Source organism: Arthrobacter sp. TMN-49, from assembly GCF_054511095.1.
In genome coordinates this window covers 1-21,673 of record NZ_JBTNDH010000049.1, presented here as the reverse complement: position 1 = coordinate 21,673, position 21,673 = coordinate 1, and the positions used below count along the sequence as shown (strand labels likewise).

General features: G+C 63.2%; 20 protein-coding genes and 1 tRNA gene. 13 read left to right on the top strand and 8 right to left on the bottom strand.

The annotated features are described in order from the left end of the window. Positions 1-192: 192 nt before the first annotated feature. Positions 193-915 carry a hypothetical protein gene (locus tag ACX80E_RS16060; protein WP_459303053.1) on the bottom strand — a complete coding sequence of 241 codons (723 nt, stop codon included), beginning with the start codon at positions 913-915 and terminating at the stop codon, positions 193-195. A 36-nt stretch (positions 916-951) separates the two neighbouring features. After that, positions 952-1,902 (bottom strand): diacylglycerol/lipid kinase family protein, encoded by a 951-nt coding sequence (locus tag ACX80E_RS16055; protein ID WP_459303052.1) that lies wholly within the window; start codon positions 1,900-1,902, stop codon positions 952-954. 106 nt (positions 1,903-2,008) lie between these two features. Here ACX80E_RS16055 and ACX80E_RS16050 point away from each other — a divergent pair, with 106 nt between their 5' ends. The 3 genes from ACX80E_RS16050 (at position 2,009) to ACX80E_RS16040 (ending at position 4,394) form a co-directional block, all read left to right on the top strand. After that, the gene (locus ACX80E_RS16050) at positions 2,009-2,992 is read left to right on the top strand and encodes a J domain-containing protein (protein WP_459303051.1); all 984 of its coding nucleotides are present in this window, start codon (positions 2,009-2,011) and stop codon (positions 2,990-2,992) included. A gap of 72 nt (positions 2,993-3,064) precedes the next feature. Continuing rightward, positions 3,065-3,538, top strand: a complete 474-nt coding sequence (locus tag ACX80E_RS16045) for a tRNA (cytidine(34)-2'-O)-methyltransferase (protein WP_459303050.1) — start codon at positions 3,065-3,067, stop codon at positions 3,536-3,538. Positions 3,539-3,587: 49 nt separating this feature from the next. After that, positions 3,588-4,394 (top strand): class I SAM-dependent methyltransferase, encoded by an 807-nt coding sequence (locus tag ACX80E_RS16040; protein ID WP_459303049.1) that lies wholly within the window; start codon positions 3,588-3,590, stop codon positions 4,392-4,394. Positions 4,395-4,532: 138 nt separating this feature from the next. Here the strand turns inward: ACX80E_RS16040 and ACX80E_RS16035 are convergent, their stop codons facing one another. The 3 genes from ACX80E_RS16035 to ACX80E_RS16025 form a co-directional block, all read right to left on the bottom strand. Further along, complete coding sequence (locus tag ACX80E_RS16035) at positions 4,533-5,537, bottom strand: hypothetical protein (RefSeq protein ID WP_459303047.1); 1,005 nt, start codon at positions 5,535-5,537, stop codon at positions 4,533-4,535. Positions 5,538-5,773: 236 nt separating this feature from the next. Then, positions 5,774-6,742, bottom strand: a complete 969-nt coding sequence (locus ACX80E_RS16030) for an electron transfer flavoprotein subunit alpha/FixB family protein (protein ID WP_459303046.1) — start codon at positions 6,740-6,742, stop codon at positions 5,774-5,776. Between the two features lie 10 nt (positions 6,743-6,752). Then, positions 6,753-7,577, bottom strand: coding sequence for an electron transfer flavoprotein subunit beta/FixA family protein (locus tag ACX80E_RS16025; protein ID WP_459303045.1), 825 nt, complete (start codon positions 7,575-7,577; stop codon positions 6,753-6,755). A gap of 254 nt (positions 7,578-7,831) precedes the next feature. Here ACX80E_RS16025 and ACX80E_RS16020 point away from each other — a divergent pair, with 254 nt between their 5' ends. Together ACX80E_RS16020 and ACX80E_RS16015 are read left to right on the top strand one after the other, a co-directional pair. Then, entirely contained in the window at positions 7,832-8,605 is a 774-nt protein-coding gene (locus ACX80E_RS16020; protein ID WP_459303044.1) for an ABC transporter ATP-binding protein, read from the top strand. A gap of 32 nt (positions 8,606-8,637) precedes the next feature. Continuing rightward, positions 8,638-9,951, top strand: a complete 1,314-nt coding sequence (locus ACX80E_RS16015) for an FtsX-like permease family protein (protein WP_459303043.1) — start codon at positions 8,638-8,640, stop codon at positions 9,949-9,951. Between the two features lie 119 nt (positions 9,952-10,070). Here ACX80E_RS16015 and ACX80E_RS16010 read toward each other — a convergent pair whose 3' ends face one another. After that, positions 10,071-11,891, bottom strand: a complete 1,821-nt coding sequence (locus tag ACX80E_RS16010) for a S1C family serine protease (RefSeq protein ID WP_459303042.1) — start codon at positions 11,889-11,891, stop codon at positions 10,071-10,073. A gap of 256 nt (positions 11,892-12,147) precedes the next feature. Here ACX80E_RS16010 and ACX80E_RS16005 point away from each other — a divergent pair, with 256 nt between their 5' ends. After that, positions 12,148-14,163 carry a TPM domain-containing protein gene (locus tag ACX80E_RS16005; protein WP_459303041.1) on the top strand — a complete coding sequence of 672 codons (2,016 nt, stop codon included), beginning with the start codon at positions 12,148-12,150 and terminating at the stop codon, positions 14,161-14,163. 195 nt (positions 14,164-14,358) lie between these two features. Beyond that, positions 14,359-15,135 (top strand): PspA/IM30 family protein, encoded by a 777-nt coding sequence (locus ACX80E_RS16000; RefSeq protein WP_459303040.1) that lies wholly within the window; start codon positions 14,359-14,361, stop codon positions 15,133-15,135. A 74-nt stretch (positions 15,136-15,209) separates the two neighbouring features. Here ACX80E_RS16000 and ACX80E_RS15995 read toward each other — a convergent pair whose 3' ends face one another. Continuing rightward, entirely contained in the window at positions 15,210-16,058 is an 849-nt protein-coding gene (locus tag ACX80E_RS15995; RefSeq protein WP_459303038.1) for an aldo/keto reductase, read from the bottom strand. Between the two features lie 163 nt (positions 16,059-16,221). On the opposite strand from ACX80E_RS15995, the gene ACX80E_RS15990 reads away from it, so the two are divergent. The 6 genes from ACX80E_RS15990 to ACX80E_RS15965 all read left to right on the top strand — a co-directional run bounded on the left by ACX80E_RS15990 (position 16,222) and on the right by ACX80E_RS15965 (position 21,265). Further along, entirely contained in the window at positions 16,222-17,097 is an 876-nt protein-coding gene (locus ACX80E_RS15990; protein ID WP_459303037.1) for a helix-turn-helix transcriptional regulator, read from the top strand. A 2-nt stretch (positions 17,098-17,099) separates the two neighbouring features. Further along, a complete protein-coding gene (locus tag ACX80E_RS15985) occupies positions 17,100-18,071 on the top strand; it encodes an aldo/keto reductase (RefSeq protein WP_459303036.1) in 972 nt (323 codons plus the stop codon). A 75-nt stretch (positions 18,072-18,146) separates the two neighbouring features. Further along, positions 18,147-18,557 carry a TOBE domain-containing protein gene (locus tag ACX80E_RS15980; protein WP_459303035.1) on the top strand — a complete coding sequence of 137 codons (411 nt, stop codon included), beginning with the start codon at positions 18,147-18,149 and terminating at the stop codon, positions 18,555-18,557. A gap of 56 nt (positions 18,558-18,613) precedes the next feature. After that, positions 18,614-19,372 (top strand): molybdate ABC transporter substrate-binding protein, encoded by a 759-nt coding sequence (modA, locus tag ACX80E_RS15975; protein ID WP_459303054.1) that lies wholly within the window; start codon positions 18,614-18,616, stop codon positions 19,370-19,372. Continuing rightward, positions 19,359-20,207 carry an ABC transporter permease gene (locus tag ACX80E_RS15970; RefSeq protein ID WP_459303034.1) on the top strand — a complete coding sequence of 283 codons (849 nt, stop codon included), beginning with the start codon at positions 19,359-19,361 and terminating at the stop codon, positions 20,205-20,207. The genes modA and ACX80E_RS15970 overlap by 14 nt, the downstream gene beginning before the upstream one ends. After that, positions 20,204-21,265: a sulfate/molybdate ABC transporter ATP-binding protein gene (locus ACX80E_RS15965; RefSeq protein WP_459303033.1), complete on the top strand. Its 1,062-nt coding sequence runs from the start codon at positions 20,204-20,206 to the stop codon at positions 21,263-21,265. Before ACX80E_RS15970 ends, ACX80E_RS15965 begins: the two co-directional genes overlap by 4 nt. Before the next feature lie 109 nt (positions 21,266-21,374). On the opposite strand, the gene ACX80E_RS15960 is transcribed toward ACX80E_RS15965, so the two are convergent. Next, positions 21,375-21,451 (bottom strand) — tRNA-Met (locus ACX80E_RS15960). Between the last annotated feature and the right edge of the window lie 222 nt (positions 21,452-21,673).

The following is a 21,673-nucleotide window of genomic DNA, read 5'->3' as shown; positions in this document are numbered from 1 at the left end:
GTCTTCCGGTGATGACATTTTCTCTAAAAAAGCTTCATTAATTGATGAAGACTCCATCGGTATCGCAACTCCAAAAGGTATGGAGTGTTGCAACGATCCCTGTAACTCGCCCATAACAGGACGAAAATGACCCGTTTTCACGGTTTTTCGTCTAACAACTGCTACACAGAACTCTGGGGAGGGCGCCGGGCGCTAGTTCGACGGCGGCACCACTGACACCTTAGTCATGAGAGCCGGGGTGGTGGACGCCAGCAACGCATCAGTGGGGCAGGCCAAGCTCACCAGCAACGCTGTGTCGGCAGTGCCCAGCATGCGCGCCCACACAGCACTGGCCATGACGCCACTGGCCGCCTTGGTGTTGTGGCGCAGGAAGGTAATACCTGGCCCTTTCTTACCTGCCTCAGCAACCCACGGCAGCGTGGTCTCGGTGAGCGATTCGGGCAGGACGGAGGGAATCAAGTACTGCAGCAACTCCACTGTGGAGGTCTTGTCCTCGCCGCTGGTGATGAGCGGCCCTTGATTGGTGCTCACCCAATATGCGATCCGGCACCCGGCTGCGTTGCTGTACTGTGTTTGCCCGGCCATGTTCTTTTTCAGAAGTTTCCACTCCGGCGAGCCGGGAGTTTCCGCATAGTCCTGCGGCGGCTGACCCAAAATGTCGCTAAATCCCACCGGCACCTCCGCCCGGAGCGTGGTGCCTGCCGCAAAGGTCATGGGCGCCGCGGCCACCGCTGCGGCGTCGTGTCCGGCAACAATGGTGGGCGGGGCAAAACTGGGCGGCGCGGTGCTTTTCACCGCTGTGGCCGGAGCCGGCGAAGGCACGGCAATCGTGCAGCCACTCACCGCTGTGAGGACGCCCCCGGCAACACACACAGCAGCCATCGCCTGCCTCACCTTGCCATTGCTTGAACTCATACGATCAACTGTACCGATGCGCCGGCTCCCAGCTGGCTAAACCCACAGTTGCAACGCACCGGGGTCAACCTTGATGGTTGCCGGCAACGGCCCCACCCGTTCACCGTCTGCATACGCCACCAACCCCGAAGAAGCCATGCGCACCTCCTTGACCCGCTCAATGCTGACCACGGGGTGAGTGGTGTGTCGGCCGGAAAAGACCAGCGGGTAGATGCGCAGGAAGGTGCGTTTGGACACCGGCGAGACAACAAACAAATCCAACAGGCCGTCGTCGTACTTGGCATCGGGGGTAATCTTCATGCCGCCGCCAATGGAAACGCCGTTGGAGACGGAAATCAGCACGGCCAGCTGCTGCCGCACCTGACCATCGACCACCAGTGAATAGTGCAGCGGTTTCAAGGTGGCCAGCTCACGCAGGATCGCCAGGTTGTAGCGCAGGGGCCCGCGCGGCCACCGCCAGCCGTTGGCGCGCTCATTCACCAAGGCATCAAAACCGGCTGAGAGCGCGCACATGAACCAGACGGGTGGCTGCCCGGCACGCTCAATCCGGCCCACATCAACCGTCCGTGGCGCGTTGTGGCAGGCCTTCAAGAAACGCTCAATCGCGGCGCCCGGGTCTTTGGGGTCAAGGCCCAGTCCGCGCGCGGCATCGTTGCCCGTGCCCGCCGGGATGATGCCCAGGGGGATGGCCGTACCGGCCAGGGCATTCACCCCCAGATGGACCATGCCGTCGCCGCCCACCACCACCAAGGCTCCGGCACCGGCGGCAATCTCTGACTCGACGGCCTCGGCCAGTGTCTGGTAGTCACTGCGGAGCAGTACGCTCACCTGGTGCCCGGCGTCACGCAGACGCTGCACCACCATCTCGCCCGTGCGCCGGGGCGTGGTGTTGCCCCGTCCGCCAAATGCTGCGCGCGGATTGATGGCGACAGCAATGGACAGGGTTGCGGGGGCGCCTGGCTGCGCAGGGATGGGGGATGCGTTCATGGCAAGAGCAATTATGACAGTGCGCACCCCGCGCCACAAGGAAGTGGTCCACCCTGCGGCGGATAGACTGATCGTCCGGCACAACTAGGCAAGGGAAGGGTCAGAAGTGAGCGCGAAATTCCTCACGCATTATCAAGTCCTGGGACTTGCGCCAACAGCCACTGAACGCGACGTGAAGATTGCCTACCGTAAAGCTGCCAGGATTACGCACCCCGACAGGGGCGGGGATCCTGCGTTGTTTCGCCAAGTCACCGAGGCCTATGAGGTTTTGGTGGACCCCGTCCGGCGCCAAACGTACGACAAGTCCTATGCCAGCCCTGGCACTGCCGGGCGCAGGGCAACCCGCAGCTATGGCGCGCCGAACCGCGGCGGGTCCACCGCGCACCCATCGGCTCCCGGCGACGGGCGCTCCAGTAGTTTCCATACTCGGCGGAAACCTGCCGAACGCCACACGGCAAGTGATCCGGCCGTGTACGTGCCCGCCTACGAAAGCCTCACCGACGGCGAGCTGCCCCTGCTGCCGCGCGCCACGGCGGCGCAACCCGTTCACGGTGCGCCACGCAAACGTGGGGTGTTTGGCGCGTCCTCCCGTTTGGCCCGTGAAGCCCGCACGGCACAATTGATCATGCAGAGTCTCATGCCCAGCATTCCTGCAGCCCGCCTGGTCAACGGTCTCCACGCCCCTTTTAGCAACGGCTATCTGGATCATGTGCTGATTTCTGGCTACCGCATTGCCATTGTCGGTTCCATGCTGGTGCCCGGTGGCGCCTTTCGTTGGGACGGCGGCGCGCTGGTTCATGGCAACAAGGTCGCGGCACCGCCACAGCTGATCCCGGCCGCCCGCCAATCCCAGGAGCTCTTCCCCGAATGCAACGTCACCGCCTGGGTGTGTGTGCACAGCACCACGGGGAACGCCTTTGAACCTGTCATTGACTATGATCGCGGCACCGAACCGGACGGCTCAAGCACAGTCAATGTGGCCAATGCTGCCCGTTTTGTCCGTGAAGTGAAGCAATTTCTGGCCTCCGGCCCCAACCCCAATGTGGTTGATCTGCAGGTCCTGAGCAGGCTGCTGGGCGGAATGTACTGACGCGACGGCCAGCTCGCGGCGAGTCCCTCGGCGGGCCCGGACAGCTATTCGTTTAGCGGTAGGATGAAAAGCGTGTTTCGCATCCTCTTCCTGACGCCAGAGATCCCCGGCAATACTGGCAATGCCATCCGACTGGCAGCCATTACCGGCGCCGAGCTGCACCTTGTTGAACCCCTGGGTTTTGACTTCTCCGACGCGAAGCTGCGCCGGGCCGGTCTGGACTATCACGACCTGGCGGTGGTCACGGTGCACAAATCGTTGACGGCCGCGTGGGAAGCCCTGGCCCCGGAACGCGTCTATGCTTTCACCTCCGATGGCGAAGCCAGCTACACGGACATCGCCTACCAGCCCGGGGACGTGCTGATGTTTGGCCGCGAATCTGACGGCCTGCCCGAGGACGTCAAAGCTGATCCGCACATCACCGCGCGGGTGCGCCTGCCCATGATGCCCTCATTGCGGTCCCTGAATCTGGCCAATGCCGCCTCCATCGCCGTTTTCGAGGCATGGCGGCAAAACGATTTCGCCGGAGCCCAACTCCAGGCCTAAAATCACAGCCACAGCCCTGGCTGACCCATTTCATCAACTGGAGGTATTCATGTCCGCTCGCGATCCTGGCTTGGCGTTCACCGACGGAGCGCTGCAATTCGAGGCGTGGTCGGACAAACTCTGGGACCCCATGGGCCGCGACGTCGTTGCCGCAGCGGTGTTGCAGCCGGGGGAAAAAGTATTGGATGCTTGTTGCGGCACAGGTGCCGCCACTATTCCGGCCGCCCTCGCAGTGGGAGCCAACGGAACCGTTGACGGGGTCGATCTTTCCACCGGGCTATTGCGCATAGCCGCAGCCAATCTGGCCCAGCGCGGCATTCTCAACACCACCCTGACGGAGGCCGACGTGACGGCCTGGCGAGGGCACCGCACCTTCGACGCAGTGTTGTGTTCCTACAGCATGTTCTTCTTTGCCGACATGGAAGCCGGCGTTGAACACCTAGTCTCCATGCTCCGCCCCGGCGGCAGGCTGGTGACCAGCACCTGGGTTGAGGGCGCCCTGGAGCCCTTCGCCGGACGCATCCTTGAGGCGGCCATCAAGGAGCGGCCCCGCCTGGCCGGGGTAGTGCCCGAGGCCAACCAGAACATGGCGCGTGTGGCCTCCGTGGAGTCACTGGCCACATGGCTTGGCGAACGCGGCCTGGAAGACGTATCCGTCACGACGCACCCGCTGACGCTGACGGTTGACGACGCCATGGCCTGGAACCTGGTCATGGGCAGCGGCTGGCGCACCCTGCTCCCCCGCGACCCGGAAGCGATTGCCAGGGTGCGCCGCGAGTTCATCAAGTCCGTGGGACCGCGCATAGACATGAATTCGGACGCCCTCATCGCCACCGCGTCAGTCCCGCGCACCTGAGTTCGAAAATGCCACAGTTTGACGCAAATGCCATAGTTTGTACTATGGCATTTGCGTCAAACGGTGGCATTTCTTGATTCGCTGAGCCGTTGAGCCGTTGAGCCGTTGAGCCGTTGAGCCAAATTTTGCCGAGCCGCATTACTGTTGACGAAGGCCTGCTTGCCGCAGGATGTACGCGAACCGCTCCTTGTGCATCATTTCCTTCCAATCCCACCGCGCAAATCCCACCCCGTAGGCCCGGATCTGGTCTTCTCGCTTTTTTTCGGCCATAATCCGGTCCTGAAGTGACAGTCCACCGCCCCAGTCGTCCCTGAGGTACTTGCCGTTCCCGTCGAATTCGCCCACGATTCGTTGCTTCTTGAACCAGAAATCCACGAACGCGTTCCTGCCGCCGCTGAGCTCAAACTTTTGTTGCAGCACCGGTACCGGGAACCCCATCTGGAACATCTTCACCCGGCTCAGTGATTCACCCGCCGATCCTGACAAGGCCGAGGCAAATCCAATCACCTTCAAGGTTCGTGACTGCGCGGCCCTGCTGGGCAGCAGTTGCGCTGCGGCAAGCAGCTCATCGACTGAAAGTGGGCCATCTTGCGGGGAGCCTGCGTTCCACGAGGCTGTTCTCTCAAAGGGGTCGGCTTCGGGGGCGGCAAATTGGTTCACATCCGCGGAACTGCGAGGCACCTGCAGACTTGAATCACAGACAGCCACCGCATAGGGGAACGCCAAGGTACTGATCAATGCCAACGTGGTGGTGAGCTTGTCCGTGACTAAAAATGGCCCGCACCGCAACACCGACTCTGTTCGGGATCCGATGTGGCGAATGACGCCGTTTGAACTGCGTCCGCTACTGGTCACCTCGGTCACTGTGTGCAGTTTTTGCGGAGTGCCGACAATCCATAAACCCCACAGGAGTGCTGCGGTGGCGTGGCAGAACACTGGTTCGGTCGCTGCCAGCCGTGCGCAGGCCAAGGCTTTTAGACCGTAACGTTCGTTCTCAGCTAGCTTGTTCCATTCGGCCGTCTCAACATAGATGCCTCGTCGAACACGGACAAGTTGACCCCGTTGCTGGAGGGTGGCCAGCTTACGGCGGTCCTGTCCGAACCGGTCATAGTCCGCCGAGCTGATGAGTCGAGGCGTAGTCATGTATCCAAGCCTCGCACCAGTTTTTGTCATAAAAAAGAGGGGCAGGATGCGCCTGTGGATAACATCGGTCGCCGGTGCATCGAGGCATCATTGAAAAATGTCGCCGTTTGACGAAACTCCCATAGTACACACCACGCCATTTCCGCAAAACGGCGGCATTTTCGACTTAGCGAGCGGCTGGGCCCACATCCGCCGGGTTCCCTGGCCGAGGAACGAGGTTAGGGAACGGACGGGGACTAGGCCCGGCGCTTCTTGATTTCTTCCACGGCCTGCGGCAGCACCTTGAACAGGTCCCCCACAATGCCAAAGTCGGCAATCTCAAAGATGGGCGACTCCGCATCCTTGTTGACGGCCACAATGAGTTTTGAGGTCTGCATGCCGGCCTTCTGCTGGATGGCACCTGAAATACCCACCGAGATGTACAGCTGAGGGGAAACCTTCTTGCCCGTCTGGCCCACCTGAGAGGCGTGCGAGATCCAGCCGGCATCCGTTGCTGCCCGTGAGGCACCCACGGCGGCACCCAGCACATCCGCCAGCTCCTCGATGGGGGTGAAGTCGCCATCGACGCCGCGTCCGCCAGCAACAACTATGCGGGCGTCATCAAGTTCGGGGCGTCCGGTGGCTGCACGTGGTGTGCGTGAGATGACCCGGGCACCAAGGCTTGCCGGTGCAAAAGCCACGTCCACAAGCTCCACTGCGGGAACACTGGTCTGCTGTGCCAAGGAGGCTTCCACGCTGTGCGCCTTGACACTGATGACGGCAACGGCTGTGGTGGCGCGCGCCTCGACAGTGTAGGACCCTGCAAGGACCGACTTATGCGCCACGAGGGCGCTGCCGTCGTAGGTCACCGACACCGCGTCGGTGAGGACTCCGGCGTTCAGGGCGACACCTGCCCGGGCAGCGATTTCCTTGCCGGCGGCGCTGTTGTCCACCAGCACGGCGCTGGCGGAAACAGCGGCAGCGGCCTGGGCCACCAGATCGGCTTTGGGTGCCACCAGGTAGGCACCCAGCTCGGCCTGCTCGGAATGCAGCACGCGGCTCACACCGTAGGCAGCCAGCTCGGCCAGCACCTCAGCGCTGAGCGGACCGGCCACCACGGCTACCGGCTCCCCTGCGCCACGGGCCAGCGTCAGCAGCTGATGCACAGTGTTGGAGAGCTTGCCGGGGGCATCGAGCTGATCAATATAAACAACAATTGCAGTCATGAATAAGTCCTTAGATCAGTTTCTGCGCGGCCAGGAAGTCAACCAATTGGATGCCGGCATCGCCTGAATCGGTGATGATGGTGCCGGCCGTGCGCGCGGGGCGCTCGGCTGCGGCAGTGACCAAAGTCAGTGAACCAGCATGGCCGACGGCGGAGGGCGCCAAGCCCAGATCCGCCAGGGACACGGTTGTCACCTTTTTCTTCTTCGCAGCAATGATGCCCTTGAAGTTCGGGTACCGCGGCTCGTTGGCCTGATCGGTGACCGAGACCAGGGCGGGCAGTGCTGCTTGAATTTCTTCGGAGAAGTCATCGCCGTCACGGCGGGCGGTGACAGTGTTGCCCTCCACCTCCAGCGCCGAGGCAAAGGTGAGCTGCGCCAGGCCCAGACGGGCCGCCAGTTGGGCCGGAACGATGGAGGTTTCCCCATCGGTGGAGGCCATGCCGGTGATGACGAGATCCACCGGGCCCAGGGTGTTGATGGCTGCTGCTAGCGCCAAGGAGGTGGCTGAGGCGTCGGAGCCTGCAAGCGCCTCGTCGCTGACGTGCAGGCCCTGGGTGGCGCCGATCTGCAGCGACTTTTTAACTGCCGCCGCCGCCGCTGCCGGGCCCAGTGTCAGCGCCGTGACAACGTTGCCGCCCTTGGCGCCGCCGCGGGCATCAGTCAATGCCAGTGCAGCTTCAAGAGCGTATTCATCCATTTCGGAAAGGATGCTCTCGCTCCGGTCAATTCTGTGGGTATCGCCGATGAGATGGCGGTCAAATTGCGCGTCTGGCACATACTTCACCAGTACCACAATGTTCAGTGCTGAGTTTTCCACTGCTGTCCTTTGTGTCATGGACGAATGGTTGTGCTGCACCCTTCCCCTTGGGGGTGGGTGCCGCGGGTTCGCCCTTGGCCTACTTCCACAGCATAGTTCGTACCAGCCCGGAGCCAGAATTTCATGGGTCGAATCTTTACTCGTGGCGAACATCCCTCCCCTCCGTGAGGGTGCGCTGATGGCTGGGCTCTCCGCCCGCGGGTGGATTGCCGGTTTTCTTAATCCACCTCTGGCCCGATGCGGTCCCGCCGATAAAACGGAAGAGTAGAGCCATGACTTCAGCTATTTTGAGCGCACGCTCCCTATCCAAACACTATGGTCCAGGAATCGCCTTGGACAACGTTGACGTTGACATTGCTGCCGGCGAGTCCGTGGCCATCATGGGCGCCTCCGGATCAGGCAAAACAACTCTCCTGCACACCCTGGCCGGCATCACCACACCGGATGCTGGCACCGTGAACTATGCGGGCACAACTATCACCGAGCTCAATGAGACCCAGCGCTCCAAGCTCCGCCGCGAATCCTTTGGCTTCGTGTTCCAGGCCGGGCTGCTGATCCCGGAGCTGACTGCCCTAGAGAACGTCGCCCTGGCGCTGATGCTCAATGGCTCATCTCGCCGCGAAGCCGAGGCCGCCGCAGCGATCTGGCTGGGCCATCTGGGTTTGGCGGGCATGGAGTCCCGCAGGATCGGCGAACTGTCCGGCGGGCAGGCGCAGCGGGTCGCCATTGCCCGTGCACAGGTGACGGGGGCCAAGATTGTGTTCGCCGATGAACCCACAGGCGCACTCGACTCCCACACCTCGGCCGAGGTCATGAGCGCACTCTTGGCGGCCACGGCTGGGCGGGGCCACACACTTGTCCTTGTCACCCATGACCCCGCCGTGGCTGCCCTGTGCAGCCGCACCTTGTACATGCACGACGGCGTTCTCTCCCTCACGCCGCAGACTCACCCGGGTGCCGGCTCCAGCGGGCCGGACAAGCCAGGTGGCAGCACGTTTCTGGCGAGTCGGGATTTTGCGGTGCGGGACTGGGCAGGCCAGCGGTGAGAAGTATTCGAGCCACTTTTTCCATCCTGTGGATGCTAGCCAGACCGACCGCCGGCAGCAAGGCCGTGCTGGCGTTGCCCGCGGTGGCGTTTGCCCTTGTCACAGGCCTTTTGTTGATCGTCCTATCCGGGGCCTTGAGCTTTTTCACCGATACCGCAGCACATGCCCCCGATGGCCCGACCGGAGCGTACCAAGGCCTGGCCCTGCTGGCGTTGGCCTTGCTTGTCATGCCGATGCTGACCCTTGGCGGTTCGGCGGCGCGGCTCTCGGCCCGCCGTCGTGATGAAAGACTTTCCACCCTTCGCCTGCTCGGTGGCACCCCGCGGCTCGTGGCTGTGCTGACAGTCATTGAGTCCACCCTTGTGGCGCTGCTGGGCATTCTGGCTGGCATGGTCCTCTACGCGGCGGCACTTCCGGCGGTGGCGCAGATTCCGTTCCAGGGCAAGGCCTTGGGGTTGGAAAATTTGTGGCTGTCACCGGGTGTGCTGGCGCTGACGCTCGCTGCGCTGCTGCTTTTGGCAGCTGTCAGCGCCGCTATTGGTCTGCGGCAGGTGGTGGTTTCACCCTTGGGCGTGCGGACCAGGCAAAAGGCTCCTACAGTCCATTGGCTCCGGCTCGCCCTGGGCGGTGGCGGCGCCGTCATACTGTATTTGGTGATGATGAACCTGACCGCCAGCGGCTCCGCCGCGGCCATGATGGTGCTGATGGTTTGCGTGTTCGCCACCGGGCTGGGGCTGCTGAACCTGTTGGGCCCGTTTGTGCTGAAACGGCTGGCCGGCCGCCAGTTGCGCAAAGCTGACACGCCCGCCACCTTGCTCGCCGCCCGGACCATTCTGGAATCCCCCAAGGCGGCGTGGCGGCAGGTCAGCGCACTGTCCATGACGAGTTTCATGGCCGTGGTGGCCGGGACGGGGCTGGCCGTGATGTCCCGCGTCGGTGAAGGCTCCAATGACGTTGAAGTCAATCTGCTCAATGACATGCGCACGGGAGTGCTGATTACTGTTGTCGCGTCGTTCGTGCTGGTGGCCTCCAGCGCCGGGGTAAACCAGGCCGCCGCCATTTTGGACAGGCGCCAGCTGTACATCAGTCTTGACAGGCTGGGCATGCCGCGCAGTGTCATGAACGCCGCGCGCAAACGCTCAGTGATGTCTCCTGTGCGCAGTGTGACAATTGGTTCGGCCGTACTGGCCGCCGCCTTGTTGTTCCCGGTGACAGGGCTGGCCGCCATCATTGCACCCCTGTCCTTGCTCGTCATTGCAGCTATCTTGGCCTGCGGCATCGCCTTGGTGTGGCTCGGGTTGGCCGCCACCGGGCCAGTGTTGGAGAAGGCTCTGGCCCCAAGCTAGTGATGTTGCCACTGACGCCACGCACTCTGCGCGGAATAGTGCAAACAAAAAAGTCCTCATCCTGGCGCCCCGTACTTCGGGTGCCAGAATGAGGACTTTTTTGTTGGTTTGTACCGCCGTCAGCTGACCGGCATGGTCTCCAAGGTGACGTCCTTCGACTGGGCCTTGCCGTCACGGGTGAAGTCGACCTTCACTGTTGCGTCGCCCGCCTGTTCGCGTACGGCAGCAGTCAGATCCGCCGGGTCGCTGATGGTGCGATCCCCCAACTTGGTGATGACGTCGCCCTTTTGCAGTCCGGCCTTGGCTGCTGCACCGTCCTTTGTCACCTCAGCCACTGTGGCGCCCGTGGAGAACGTGCTTTTGCTTCCGGTGGAGGAAGTCCCCGCCACGGAAACACCCAGCTGGCCGTGCGAGGCCTTGCCCGTTTTGATAATTTCCTGGGCCACACGCTTGGCGTGATCGATGGGGATGGAGAAGCCCACACCGATGTTGCCGCTCTGGCTGCCGGAATCGGCGGAGTCGCCCGCCGAGGCGATAGCCACGTTGACGCCAATGATCTTTCCGGAGGTGTTCACCAAGGCGCCGCCGGAGTTGCCGGGGTTGATGGCGGCATCGGTCTGGATCACGTTCAGGTTCACCGTGCCCTGGGCTGCCGGACTGTCCTGTCCGCCCCCCGGAGGGGAGAAACGGAAGCCGTTGTCGCCGTCGGACGGGTCCTCGGAGGTATCACTGGGCGTTTTCGGAACTGCCGAGGAGGCCACCTGGATGGTCCTGTTGAGCGTGGAAACAATGCCATCCGTGACAGTGCCGTTCAGGCCCAGCGGGGAACCAATGGCAATCACCGTGTCGCCGACGTTGATCTTGCCGGACTCACCCAGGGTGGCCGGCACCAGGTCGGGGGCATCAATCTTGACCACGGCCAGGTCCGAGAGCGGGTCAGTGCCCACAATGGTGCCCTTGTAAACCTTGTTGTCGCTGGTCTGCACCTCGATGGCCGCATGGGCCGCGGCACCGTCAAGGGTCACCACGTGAGTGTTCGTGAGAATGTGCCCCTCCTTGTCCAAAATGATGCCCGACCCCGTGCCGCCGGAGTTGCCGCTCGTAGCCGAAATGGTGACAACCGACGGCATGGCCTTCGCCGCTGCGGCGCTAACCTCATTGACCGAATTGGGGTTGTTGATGACCAGCGGGGAATTCTGCTGGTTGGAACCGGCGACCGTGTTGTTCCCGGCCTGATCCACCAGGAACGCTGTCCCGCCTGCCACCAGGCCACCCACCAAGGCTGCGGCCAGGACGCTGGAGGCAAACAAACCCATGCCCACCTTCTTGCGTGCCTTGGGGTTGGCGGTGACTGCCGGCGCCAAACTGTGCGGGTACGCGTTCGACGCCGGGTACCCGGGGCCGGCGCTGTTGGCGTCCTGGGCGGGGCCGCCGGGGGCTGCAAAGCTCATGGGGATGGGCGTCGTGGCGTTGGAAGCGCCCGAGGTGGGAGCAGGGATGCGCTCGGTGGGGTTCTCCGATGCAGACGCGCTGCCGTAGTCGCGCGGCGCCACGGCACCATAGGCGGGCGGCCCCGATGGCGCATTCGCTGCGTGCGCTCCCGTGGGTGTAGTTTCGTGGGCCGTCGTGGGGTCGCCGTAGGGTGGGGCCCCCGCAGCCGGGGTGTTCGCAACAGTTTCGTCATGACGCGGCGCTGGCACCTGGGCGCTTTGCGGCGCAGGCGCTGACTGGGGCGCTTCGGTCGGCGCCGCCCAGGGACGGGCAGGATCGCTGGGTCGTGTCTGCTCCGGCGCGGGAACATCGTCCGACACGGCGTCAAGGCTGCGCGTCTGGTCCTGACCGGTGGGGGTTGGCTGGTGCTGCGAATCCTGTGGGGCCTGAGATGAGTTCCCGTGCTGGTCGTCGTCGTGGCTGGTGTGGTCGCCGGTGTTCTCGTTCATCAGCTGTCCCTTCGTTGAAATCTCATGTGATGAATCCTTGCTTGGGTTTCATCATCTCGCCCGTGACTGGTACCTTGGCGTACGTTCGCTGGAAGGTAGCTGTGAAGGTTTGTCTAGCTCCATTATGGCCCAGCCGCCATCGGTGCACCGTTGTTCGCTAGGCGAAGCATCATGGATGTGAGGCAAAACGCCGCCATAGTATCGTATGAGGTATTACGGCCGCACCCGATCATGGCCCAAAGTCAAAAGGTGAGCGATGTTTTCACGGTTGAAGGTATTTTCTCCATTCCTAGCTGCGCTGGCATTGGCAACTCTGATGCTGATTCCCGCCGGACTTGCCCGGGCTGAGCCGCCTGTCAGCATTCCCGCCGGGACGTACATCGTCGATAATGCAAACGTCCTGGGCAATGACAAGGGCGCTGTTGAGGCGGCCATTGACAAACTCGGCCAAGACCACGGGATGACGCTTTTTGTGGTTTATGTGGATTCCTTTGACGGCGTGGATCAAGTCACGTGGGCAACCGATGTGGCCAATCAGAAGCAGTTTGGGGTCAATGACGCCATCCTCGCCGTGGCGGTGTCCGAGCGGAAGTACGCCTTTTTGGCAGATACTTCGATGATTTCGCCCGCCCAGAACGACACTATTCAAACAAAGGCCATCAAGCCGCAATTGGCAGAGGGCAAATGGGCGCAAGCAGCCATTGACGCGGCGGCGGCCTTGGGTGACGCCGCAGGCGGCGGCGAAGGCAACGTCCCGAATCCCACGGGAGGCTTCGTGGCCCTGGGCATTGGCGGCGCAGTGGTGGTTGGCGGCGCCGGCACCGCTCTCTACATTCGCAACAAGCGCCGGAAGTCGGCGGCCGAGGCCACGGCAAAGGGTTTTGGGGCCGACGGAAAACCCTTGGACCCCAATGCCGGCATGTCCGTTGCCGAGCTGAGGTCAAAGGCCGGCTCGCTCTTGATTGCGGCCGATGATGCCATCAACACCAGTGAACACGAGATTGGTTTCGCCCAGGCATCGTACGGTGACGAGGCCGTCAAGCCGTTCCAGGCCGCCTTGGACAGCGCCAAGGCGCACCTCTCCGAGTCCTTCAAACTCCAGCAACAACTCGATGATGAAATTCCCGACACCATCGAAGAGCAGCGTCAGTGGCTCGGTGACATCATCAAGCGCAGCGAAGACGCCAATGCTGCCTTGAATGCCGAAAAGGCCGCCTTTGACGCCTTGCGTGAATTGGAGCGAACCGCTCCCACAGTGCTCAAGAGCATTCGTGTCCAGGCCGCCGACGCCAGAACAGCAGTTGCAGCGGCGGAACAAAAGCTGACCACCATGTCCGAGCAGTATGCGCAGGTGGCCGTGGCGCCTGTGCGTGACAACGTGGCACAAGCCAAGGAACGCCTCGATTTTGTGGACACTGCGGCCACTGACGCGGACACGAAACTGGCGGCGGGGCAGACGGCCGCCGCGGCGGTTTCGGTGCAAGCGGCGGAGGAAAGCTTGTTGCAATCGAGCGTTTTACTCGAGGCGATAACGAAAACAGAGACGGCCATGAGCGAGGCCGCGCAGTCACTGGAGACAGCGCTGCCAGCGGCCCTTGGCGACCTGGAGCAAGCCAAAGCCATGGTGGCAAGCCAGGAATTTGCCCGCTACGCCCCCACTGTCCAGGCGGCCGAGGGAATGCTCAACGACGTGCGCCTGCAAAAGGCCGGCGTAAAGCCTGACCCTCTCGCCATGATGGCTGCCGTTCAAGCTGCTCATGCCCAACTGGATGAGCTGTTGACGGGCATCCGCGATCAGCAACAACAAGCGCTGCGCGCTCAGGCCGCGTTGCAGCAAACTCTGGCGGGCGCCCAAGCCACCATCGCCACGGCCAAGGACTTTATTGCGGCCCGCCGCGGTGGTGTTGGATCGGAGGCCCGGACACGTTTGTCAGAGGCAGAAAGAAACTTTGACTACGCAGTGGCTATTTCCGAGACTGACCCGGCCAATGCTTTGAGCTACGCCCAACAGGCCCAACAATTGGCTCAACAAGCCATCTCCTACGCCCAAAACGATGTTGACAGTTTTGGTGGCAGCGGCCGCGGCGGCTACGGCGGAGGCGGCGGCATGGGAGGGGGCATGGGCGGGGCAATCCTTGGTGGCATCATTGGCGGTCTGCTCTCCGGCGGCGGTGGTGGCGGCTTCGGCGGCGGTGGCTTCGGCGGAGGTGGTGGCTTCGGCGGAGGTGACGGCGGCGGTGGCGGCCTCGGCGGTGGCGGCGGTAACTTCTAATCTGCCGTTTCGCAGCCCAAGCCGGCGCTAGGCTCCCGCCGAAGGTTCCGGCGTCGTACCGTCATTACATTGCACTGGCTCCCAACTAGGGCAAGAATTGGGAAACGCCCAATAGACTCGAAACCTTACCGGGCACCTCGGGCAACACCTGTTCACGTTTCATCGGATGTTCACCAGCACAATAAGGGGATAAGAATGGCAAAGCAGTCAATTTTTGGCCGGATCGCACAGTTGGCCAAGGCCAACATCAATTCGTTGCTGGATCAGGCCGAGGATCCGCAGAAGATGCTTGACCAGATGGTGCGTGACTACAAGGCGAGCATCATCGAGGCTGAATCCGCTGTTGCCCAGACCATTGGCAATTTGCGCATGCTCGAGGACGACTACAACGAGGACGTCAAGGCTTCCCAGGACTGGGGTTCCAAGGCTCTTGCCGCCAGCCGCAAGGCCGATGAGTTCCGTGGCACCGGCAATGCATCCGACGCGCAAAAGTTCGACAATCTGGCCAAGGTGGCTCTCCAACGTCAAATCACCGCCGAAAACGAGGCCCGCTCCGCCGAGCCCACCATCTCGGCGCAAACTGACGTTGTTGACAAGCTTAAGACGGGCCTGACTCAAATGCAGGGCAAGCTGAACGAGCTGGCCAACAAGCGCAACGAGCTCATTGCCCGGTCCAAGACGGCTGCCGCACAGACCCAGGTGAACGATGCCATCAAGAGCATCAACATTCTGGACCCCACCAGCGAGGTCAGCCGTTTCGAAGAGAAGATTCGTCGCGAAGAAGCCAAGGTTCGTGGCCAGAATGAGCTGGCAGCGTCAAGCCTGGATGCACAGTTCAACAGCTTGGAAGATTTGGGTGAGCAGACTGAGGTGGAGGCCCGCCTGGCAGCGCTGAAGGCCGGTGGCACACCGACGGCTGCGGCGATTGCCGCCCCCACAAAGCTGGACGAGGCAGAGTTCGACAAACTCTAAACATCAACTAGCAAGTGCACGGGTGCAGTTTCGCCACGCGAAGCTGCACCCGTACCGTTTAAAACTGTGTGTTCCTAAAGCTGTGTGAACGCCGCCACTGCCGGGTCGGCACCAATGCGGGTGCCGGTCTCCAAGGCGGAGATCCGCTCCACGTCCGGGTCGCTGAGCTTAATCCGGGCCGCGGCCAGGTTCTCGCGCATGCGCTCCGGCGAGACAGTTTTGGGAATCACAATATTGCCCAATCCCAGGTGCCAGGCCAGCACCAGCTGCGCCGGCGTTACCCCGTGGTGGGCAGCCAACTCCGCCACGACCTCATGCTCCAGGTCCCGCCCCTGGCCCAGCGGGCTGTACGCTTCCACGGCAATGCCAAGGTCCCGGCACTTTTGCGCCAGCACCGCCTGCTGAAAGGTGGGGTGGGCCTCGATCTGGTTCACGGCCGGGACCACCGTTGACGTCGAGCGCAGCTCATCCAAATGCACGGGCAGGAAGTTGGATACGCCGATGGCGCGGATGAGGCCCTGCGCGTACAGGGATTCGAGCTCCTTCCACGCCTGCGTGAACAGCCCCTGCGAGGGCACCGGCCAATGGATCAGGTACAGATCAACCCAGTCCACCCCGAGCGCCTTGCGGCTGGCCTCGAATGCCGCCCGGGGGCTGCCCTGCTCCCCGTTGCGCAGCTTGGTGGTGATGAAAATGTCCTCCCGGGGCAGGCCGGAGTGGGCGATGGCTGCGCCAACGCCGGATTCGTTGCCGTATGCAGCCGCCGTGTCGATATGCCGGTAACCCGCCTCCAGCGCCTGTGTCACGGCAACCCGGGTTTCCTCAGGCGGGATCTGAAAGACACCGAATCCTAGCGCCGGGATGGTGACTCCGTTGTTCAACGTCAGCTCCGGAACGGCCCGATCTGTTTTTGCGTCGGTCATGAAACTCATTCCCTTCATTCGAATCTCTTTCAAGGTGCGTATTCCCCCAGCCTAGGCTTCCCGGCGGCTGAACACCCGCCCACAGCGTGTGTGAAACGGTCCTAGGACCAGCAGTCCTACCCAGGTGCTAGGCGGCACCGCCGTGCCGGGGCAGAATGGGGGCATGGGTCAAAGCATTGAATTCGGCAGGTTTCTCTTGGCCATGCGGTCCCGGCTGCAACCGCAGCCAGGCGTCGAGCTGACAAGCCGGCGTGTGCCCGGTTTGCGCCGCGAGGAGGTGGCCCGGCTGGCGGACGTTTCCACCGACTACTACACACGGCTTGAGCAGGGCCGGAACATTCATCCCTCACGCTCGGTGCTGGCATCGGTTGCGCGTGCCTTGCAACTGAACGACGCCGAGTCGGCCCACATGTTGGACCTGTTGGAGAACTGCGGCGGGCAGGCCACCAGCCCGCCCCCGGCCCAAAGGGTGCGCGCCTCCATGCGCCAGCTGTTGGACGCGGTGGGTGAGGTTCCCGCCGTCGTCCTGGGCAGGCGAACTGACGTCCTGGCCAGCAACCGCATGGCCCGCCTGCTCTTTGCCGACTTCCCGGCCATGGCCCGGGAGCAACGCAACTACACGCGCTGGATCATGCTTGACCCGGGGGCGCGGGTTCTGTTCCGGGACTGGCACGCGGCCGCCTCCGACGCTGTGGCTGCCTTGCGTGCCGACATTGGCAGGCACCCGGGAGACCCGGCGGCCGCGGCGCTGGTGGGCGAACTCGCCGTCAACAGTGAAGAGTTTCGCCAGTGGTGGGCACGGCACACAGTGACCCGCAAATCCGCCGGCACCCTGCGCCTGCACCACGGCGTGGTGGGGGACGTGGAAGTGGATTTTGAGCACCTGCTGCTGCCCGACGATCCCGAGCAAAGCCTGCGCATCTACACGGCCAAAAACGGTTCCCCCACCCAGGACGCGCTCAAACTGCTCGCCTCTTGGGGGAACAGTTCGGCACCAGGGAACCACCAGGTTTCCTCCTCATCCGACGGACTCACCTGAGCATGTTGTATACCCACCTGGGCCGCAGCGGCCTGTCCGTTTCCACGCTTTGCCTGGGCACCATGAACTTTGGCCCGCACACCGAGGAAGCCGACGCCCACGCGATCATGGACCGGGCGCACGACGCCGGCCTGAACTTTTTTGACACGGCCAACGCCTACGGCGGAACCGGACGCCCGGGCTGGACCGAGGAGATCATGGGCCGCTGGTTTGCCCAGGGCGGCGGACGGCGCGAGCGGACAGTGCTGGCCACCAAGCTGTACGGGACCATGAGCGATTGGCCCAACGATGCCAAGCTGTCGGCACTGAACATCCGCCGGGCACTCGATGCGAGCCTCAAGCGGCTCCAAACTGACCACATCGACCTGTACCAGTTCCACCATGTGGACAGGGACACGCCGTGGGATGAGATTTGGCAGGCCATTGACGTTGCCGTCGCGGCGGGCAAAATCCTGTACGCGGGCAGTTCCAACTTTGCCGGCTGGCACATTGCCGCAGCGCAGGAGGCCGCCACGCGCCGCCCTTTGACGGGTCTGGTCAGCGAGCAGTCCATCTACAACTTGATGCAGCGCAGCGTGGAACGGGAAGTCATTCCGGCCGCCAAATACTACGGGCTGGGTCTGCTCCCGTGGTCGCCCCTGCACGGCGGTCTGCTGGGCGGCGTACTGCAAAAACAGGACGACGGCGTGCGCCGGCTCCAGGGCCGCGCGGCCAAGGCGTTGGCCACGTCCCATGACGCCGTTGCCGCCTTTGAAGGGTTCGCTGCGGAGCTGGGCCATGCACCGGCAGACGTGGCACTGGCATGGCTGCTACACCAGCCAGCCGTCACGGCACCCATCATTGGGCCGCGCACCGCCACCCAACTGGATGCCGGACTGCGCGCCCTGGAGGTCTCCCTGGACGCGGCCACCCTAGCCCGACTCGATGAGATCTTCCCCGGCCCCAAGACCGCGCCTGAGGACTACGCCTGGTAGGCAACCCCACTTTGTTGCCGTGTTTGCGGTGTAATATCCGCATCTATTCCGCATTTGAGGATATAGACTGGCGACGTGACTCTTATTCGCGTTTCCGAGGCAGCCCGGTTTCTGGGCGTCAGCAATGACACCGTGCGGCGTTGGCTGGGCAACGGCACCCTCCACGGCGCCAAGGACCAGCAAGGTCGCATGGTGGTGGACGGCGTCGAGCTGGCCGTCCTGGCCAAGAAGCAGGCCCAACTGCCACAGGACCCCACGGGGATCGGCAGCTCAGCCCGGAACCGCTTTGTGGGGCTGGTGACCAACATTGTGATGGACAAGGTCATGGCCCAGGTTGAGCTGCAATGCGGCCCCTTCCGGGTGGTCTCACTCATGAGCAGCGAAGCCGTGCTGGATTTGAAGCTGGAGCTTGGTTCTGTGGCCACTGCCGTGGTGAAATCCACCAACGTCATCATCGAAGTGCCCTACACAATGGGCCAGCCATGACACTTCCCGGACCACAATCCTCCCGCCCGAAATCCGGTTGCACGAACCGACTGCGCATGGGAGCTGTTGTTGCCGTGCTGGCCCTGAGCCTGGCGGGCTGCGTCCCGGGGGCCAGTAACGCTCCCAGTGCTTCGGAATTTTCCGGAACCCTCAACGTTTTTGCCGCGGCGTCCTTGAAGAAGACTTTCACGCAATTGGCGGCGCAGTTTGAGGCCGAGCATCCCCAGGTCAAGGTTTCCCTGAGTTTTGACGGCTCCTCAACCCTTGTCAGCCAAATCATTCAGGGTGCACCGGCGGATGTTTTCGCCTCAGCCGACACGGCCACCATGAGCAAACTCAGCGATGCCGGATTGGCCACGGGCTCCCCCACCGACTTTGCCAGCAATGTCCTGACCCTTGTGGTGCCGCAGGACAATCCGGCCAACATCACCAGCTTTGCCGATGTTGCCAAGCCGGGCGTGAAGCTGGTGACGTGCGCTCCCAAGGTTCCCTGCGGCGCAGCCACCACCTCGGATGCCGCCAGTGCCGGCCTGACGCTCACGCCGGTCAGCGAGGAACTCTCCGTGACAGGTGTCCTGGGCAAGGTCACCGCCGGTGAGGCCGATGCCGGACTTGTCTATGTGACCGACGCCAAGTCCGCCGGCAAAAAAGTTCTGAGCATTCCACTGGACCTGCCCCAGCCAACCGTCAACCGCTACCCCATTGCCGCCGTCGAATCTTCCAAGGCACCGTTGCTGGCCGCTGACTTCATCAGCCTGGTGGCAGGACCCCAGGGGCAAAAGGTGCTCCGGGAGGCCGGCTTTGGCGCCCCCTAAGGCTGCCCCCGGGCGGGCGCACACGTGGGGCTACACTGCCGTCCCGCGCTGGATCTACGCGGTGGCGGCGGCCGGCGCCTTGTTCATTTTGCTGCCGCTGATGGGGATGGTGGCTCACGTCAATTGGGTCCAGTTCCTGGCGCTGGTCAGCTCGGAATCGTCCCTAGCCGCGCTGCTTCTGAGCCTGAAAACTGCTTCCGCCAGCACTGCCCTGTGCATCATTTTTGGCGTGCCGCTGGCCCTGGTGTTGGCGCGGGCGAAGTTTGGTGGCCAGCGTGTTTTGCGGGCCTTGATCCTGCTGCCGCTGGTGGTGCCGCCCGTGGTGGGTGGCTTGGCGTTGCTGTACACCTTTGGCCGGCAGGGGCTGCTGGGGCAATCCCTGCAGATTTTGGGGCTCCAGATTGCGTTTTCCACGGCAGCGGTTGTCATGGCGCAGACGTTTGTGGCCCTGCCGTTTCTGGTGCTCAGCCTGGAGGGAACGCTGCGCACTGCCGGGCAAAAGTATGAGGCGGTTGCCGCCACCCTCGGCGCACGGCCCAGCACCGTGCTGCGCAGGATCACGCTGCCCCTGGTGTTGCCCGGCCTGGTCTCCGGTGCCGTGTTGGCGTTTGCCCGCAGCCTGGGTGAATTCGGGGCAACCTTGACCTTTGCGGGGAGTTTGCAGGGCGTCACCCGGACACTTCCCCTGGAGATTTACCTGCAACGTGAAACGGATCCCGAGGCTGCTGTGGCACTGTCCTTCCTGCTCATCGCCGTGGCTGCCGTGGTGGTCGCCGTGACGTACCGTGTGCCGAAGTCGCCACTGCGCGCGCGCCTGGCCCGGCCCGCGTCATGACCCTGGCATTGCGGGCCACAATCGCCGCCCGGAACGTGGACGTTGACCTCACGGTGGAGCCCACCGAAACCATCGCCGTCATGGGACCCAACGGTGCGGGCAAGTCCTCCGTGGTCCAGGTACTCGCCGGACTACTCAAACCGGATTCCGGCCATGCCACGCTGGGTGGGCGGACCCTGTTCCAGCTCTCCCCCGGCACCACCTGGCTGCCGCCGCATGCACGCGAGCTCGGTGTCCTGGCCCAAGAACCCCTGCTGTTTCCACATCTGAGCGTTCTGGACAACGTCGCCTTTGGCCCACGCAGCCAGGGGATGAGCAAGTCGGCAAGCCGTACGGCCGCCCACCACTGGCTCAGCGAAGTGGACGCCGCGGAACTGGCGCCCGGCCTGCCCGCCCAGCTCTCCGGCGGGCAGGCACAACGGGTTGCCCTGGCCCGGGCACTGGCCACCGACCCCGCACTGCTGCTGCTCGATGAGCCCATGGCCGCCCTGGACGTCAACCACGCCCCCTTCCTGCGCAGCCTGCTCAAGCGCGTGCTGGCCGGCCGCCGCGCCGTCATCGTCACCCACAGCGTGCTGGATGCGCTGATGCTCGCCGATCGGATAGTGGTCATGGAAGACGGAAGAATTGTTGAGTCCGGCCCCACTGCAACAGTCCTGGCCCACCCCCGCAGCTCCTTTGCCGCGTCCCTGGCCGGCCTGAACGTCCTACCGGGATCACTGAGCGGCTCCTCCCTCCTGATGGACGACGGCGTGCTGGTCACCGGACACCGCCGCTCCGAAACCCAGGTACCCCAAGCGGTGGGCGGGCAAGAGGGGATGGCCGCGTTCCCGCCGTCGGCCGTGTCTGTGTTCCCGACGCCACCACACGGCAGCCCGCGCAATGTGTTCAAGGTGCGGGTGACCGAGCTGGAGCCGCACGGGGACCACATCCGGGTCAGGGCGGCACGTTTGTCCGCCGACATTTCACCGGCGGCTACGGCTGAGCTGGGACTGGTGCCAGGTTCCGAGGTGTACTTTGTGGTTAAGGCCGCCGAGGTGGCGCTCTACCCGGCCTAGTGCCTCCACATTTAGTTGCGGTGTTCGACGGCGTACCGCCGGCCGTGGCCAGTTTCCTGGAGCGGGAAACGAAAAACCCCCGGCCATCTGGCCGAGGGTTTTCCTCATCTGGTTGCGGGGACAGGATTTGAACCTGTGACCTCCGGGTTATGAGCCCGGCGAGCTACCGAACTGCTCCACCCCGCGTTGCGTCCTCAACAGTACATGTGTTTGGGCGAAACACCAACTCGAGACCCCCCTCTCCAATCTGTGTGGCAGCAAATCGATTGGAATGCGCTTTCCGGACCCGATTTGGTGCTGTTATGTCGCATACCTTATTGGACGGTTCTGTCTCGGACCTTCGTAGACACTATGTCTCTTACCCTCGTGGACAGTTGAGGGGTTTTGCTTGTGAGTTGTGAGTAAAAC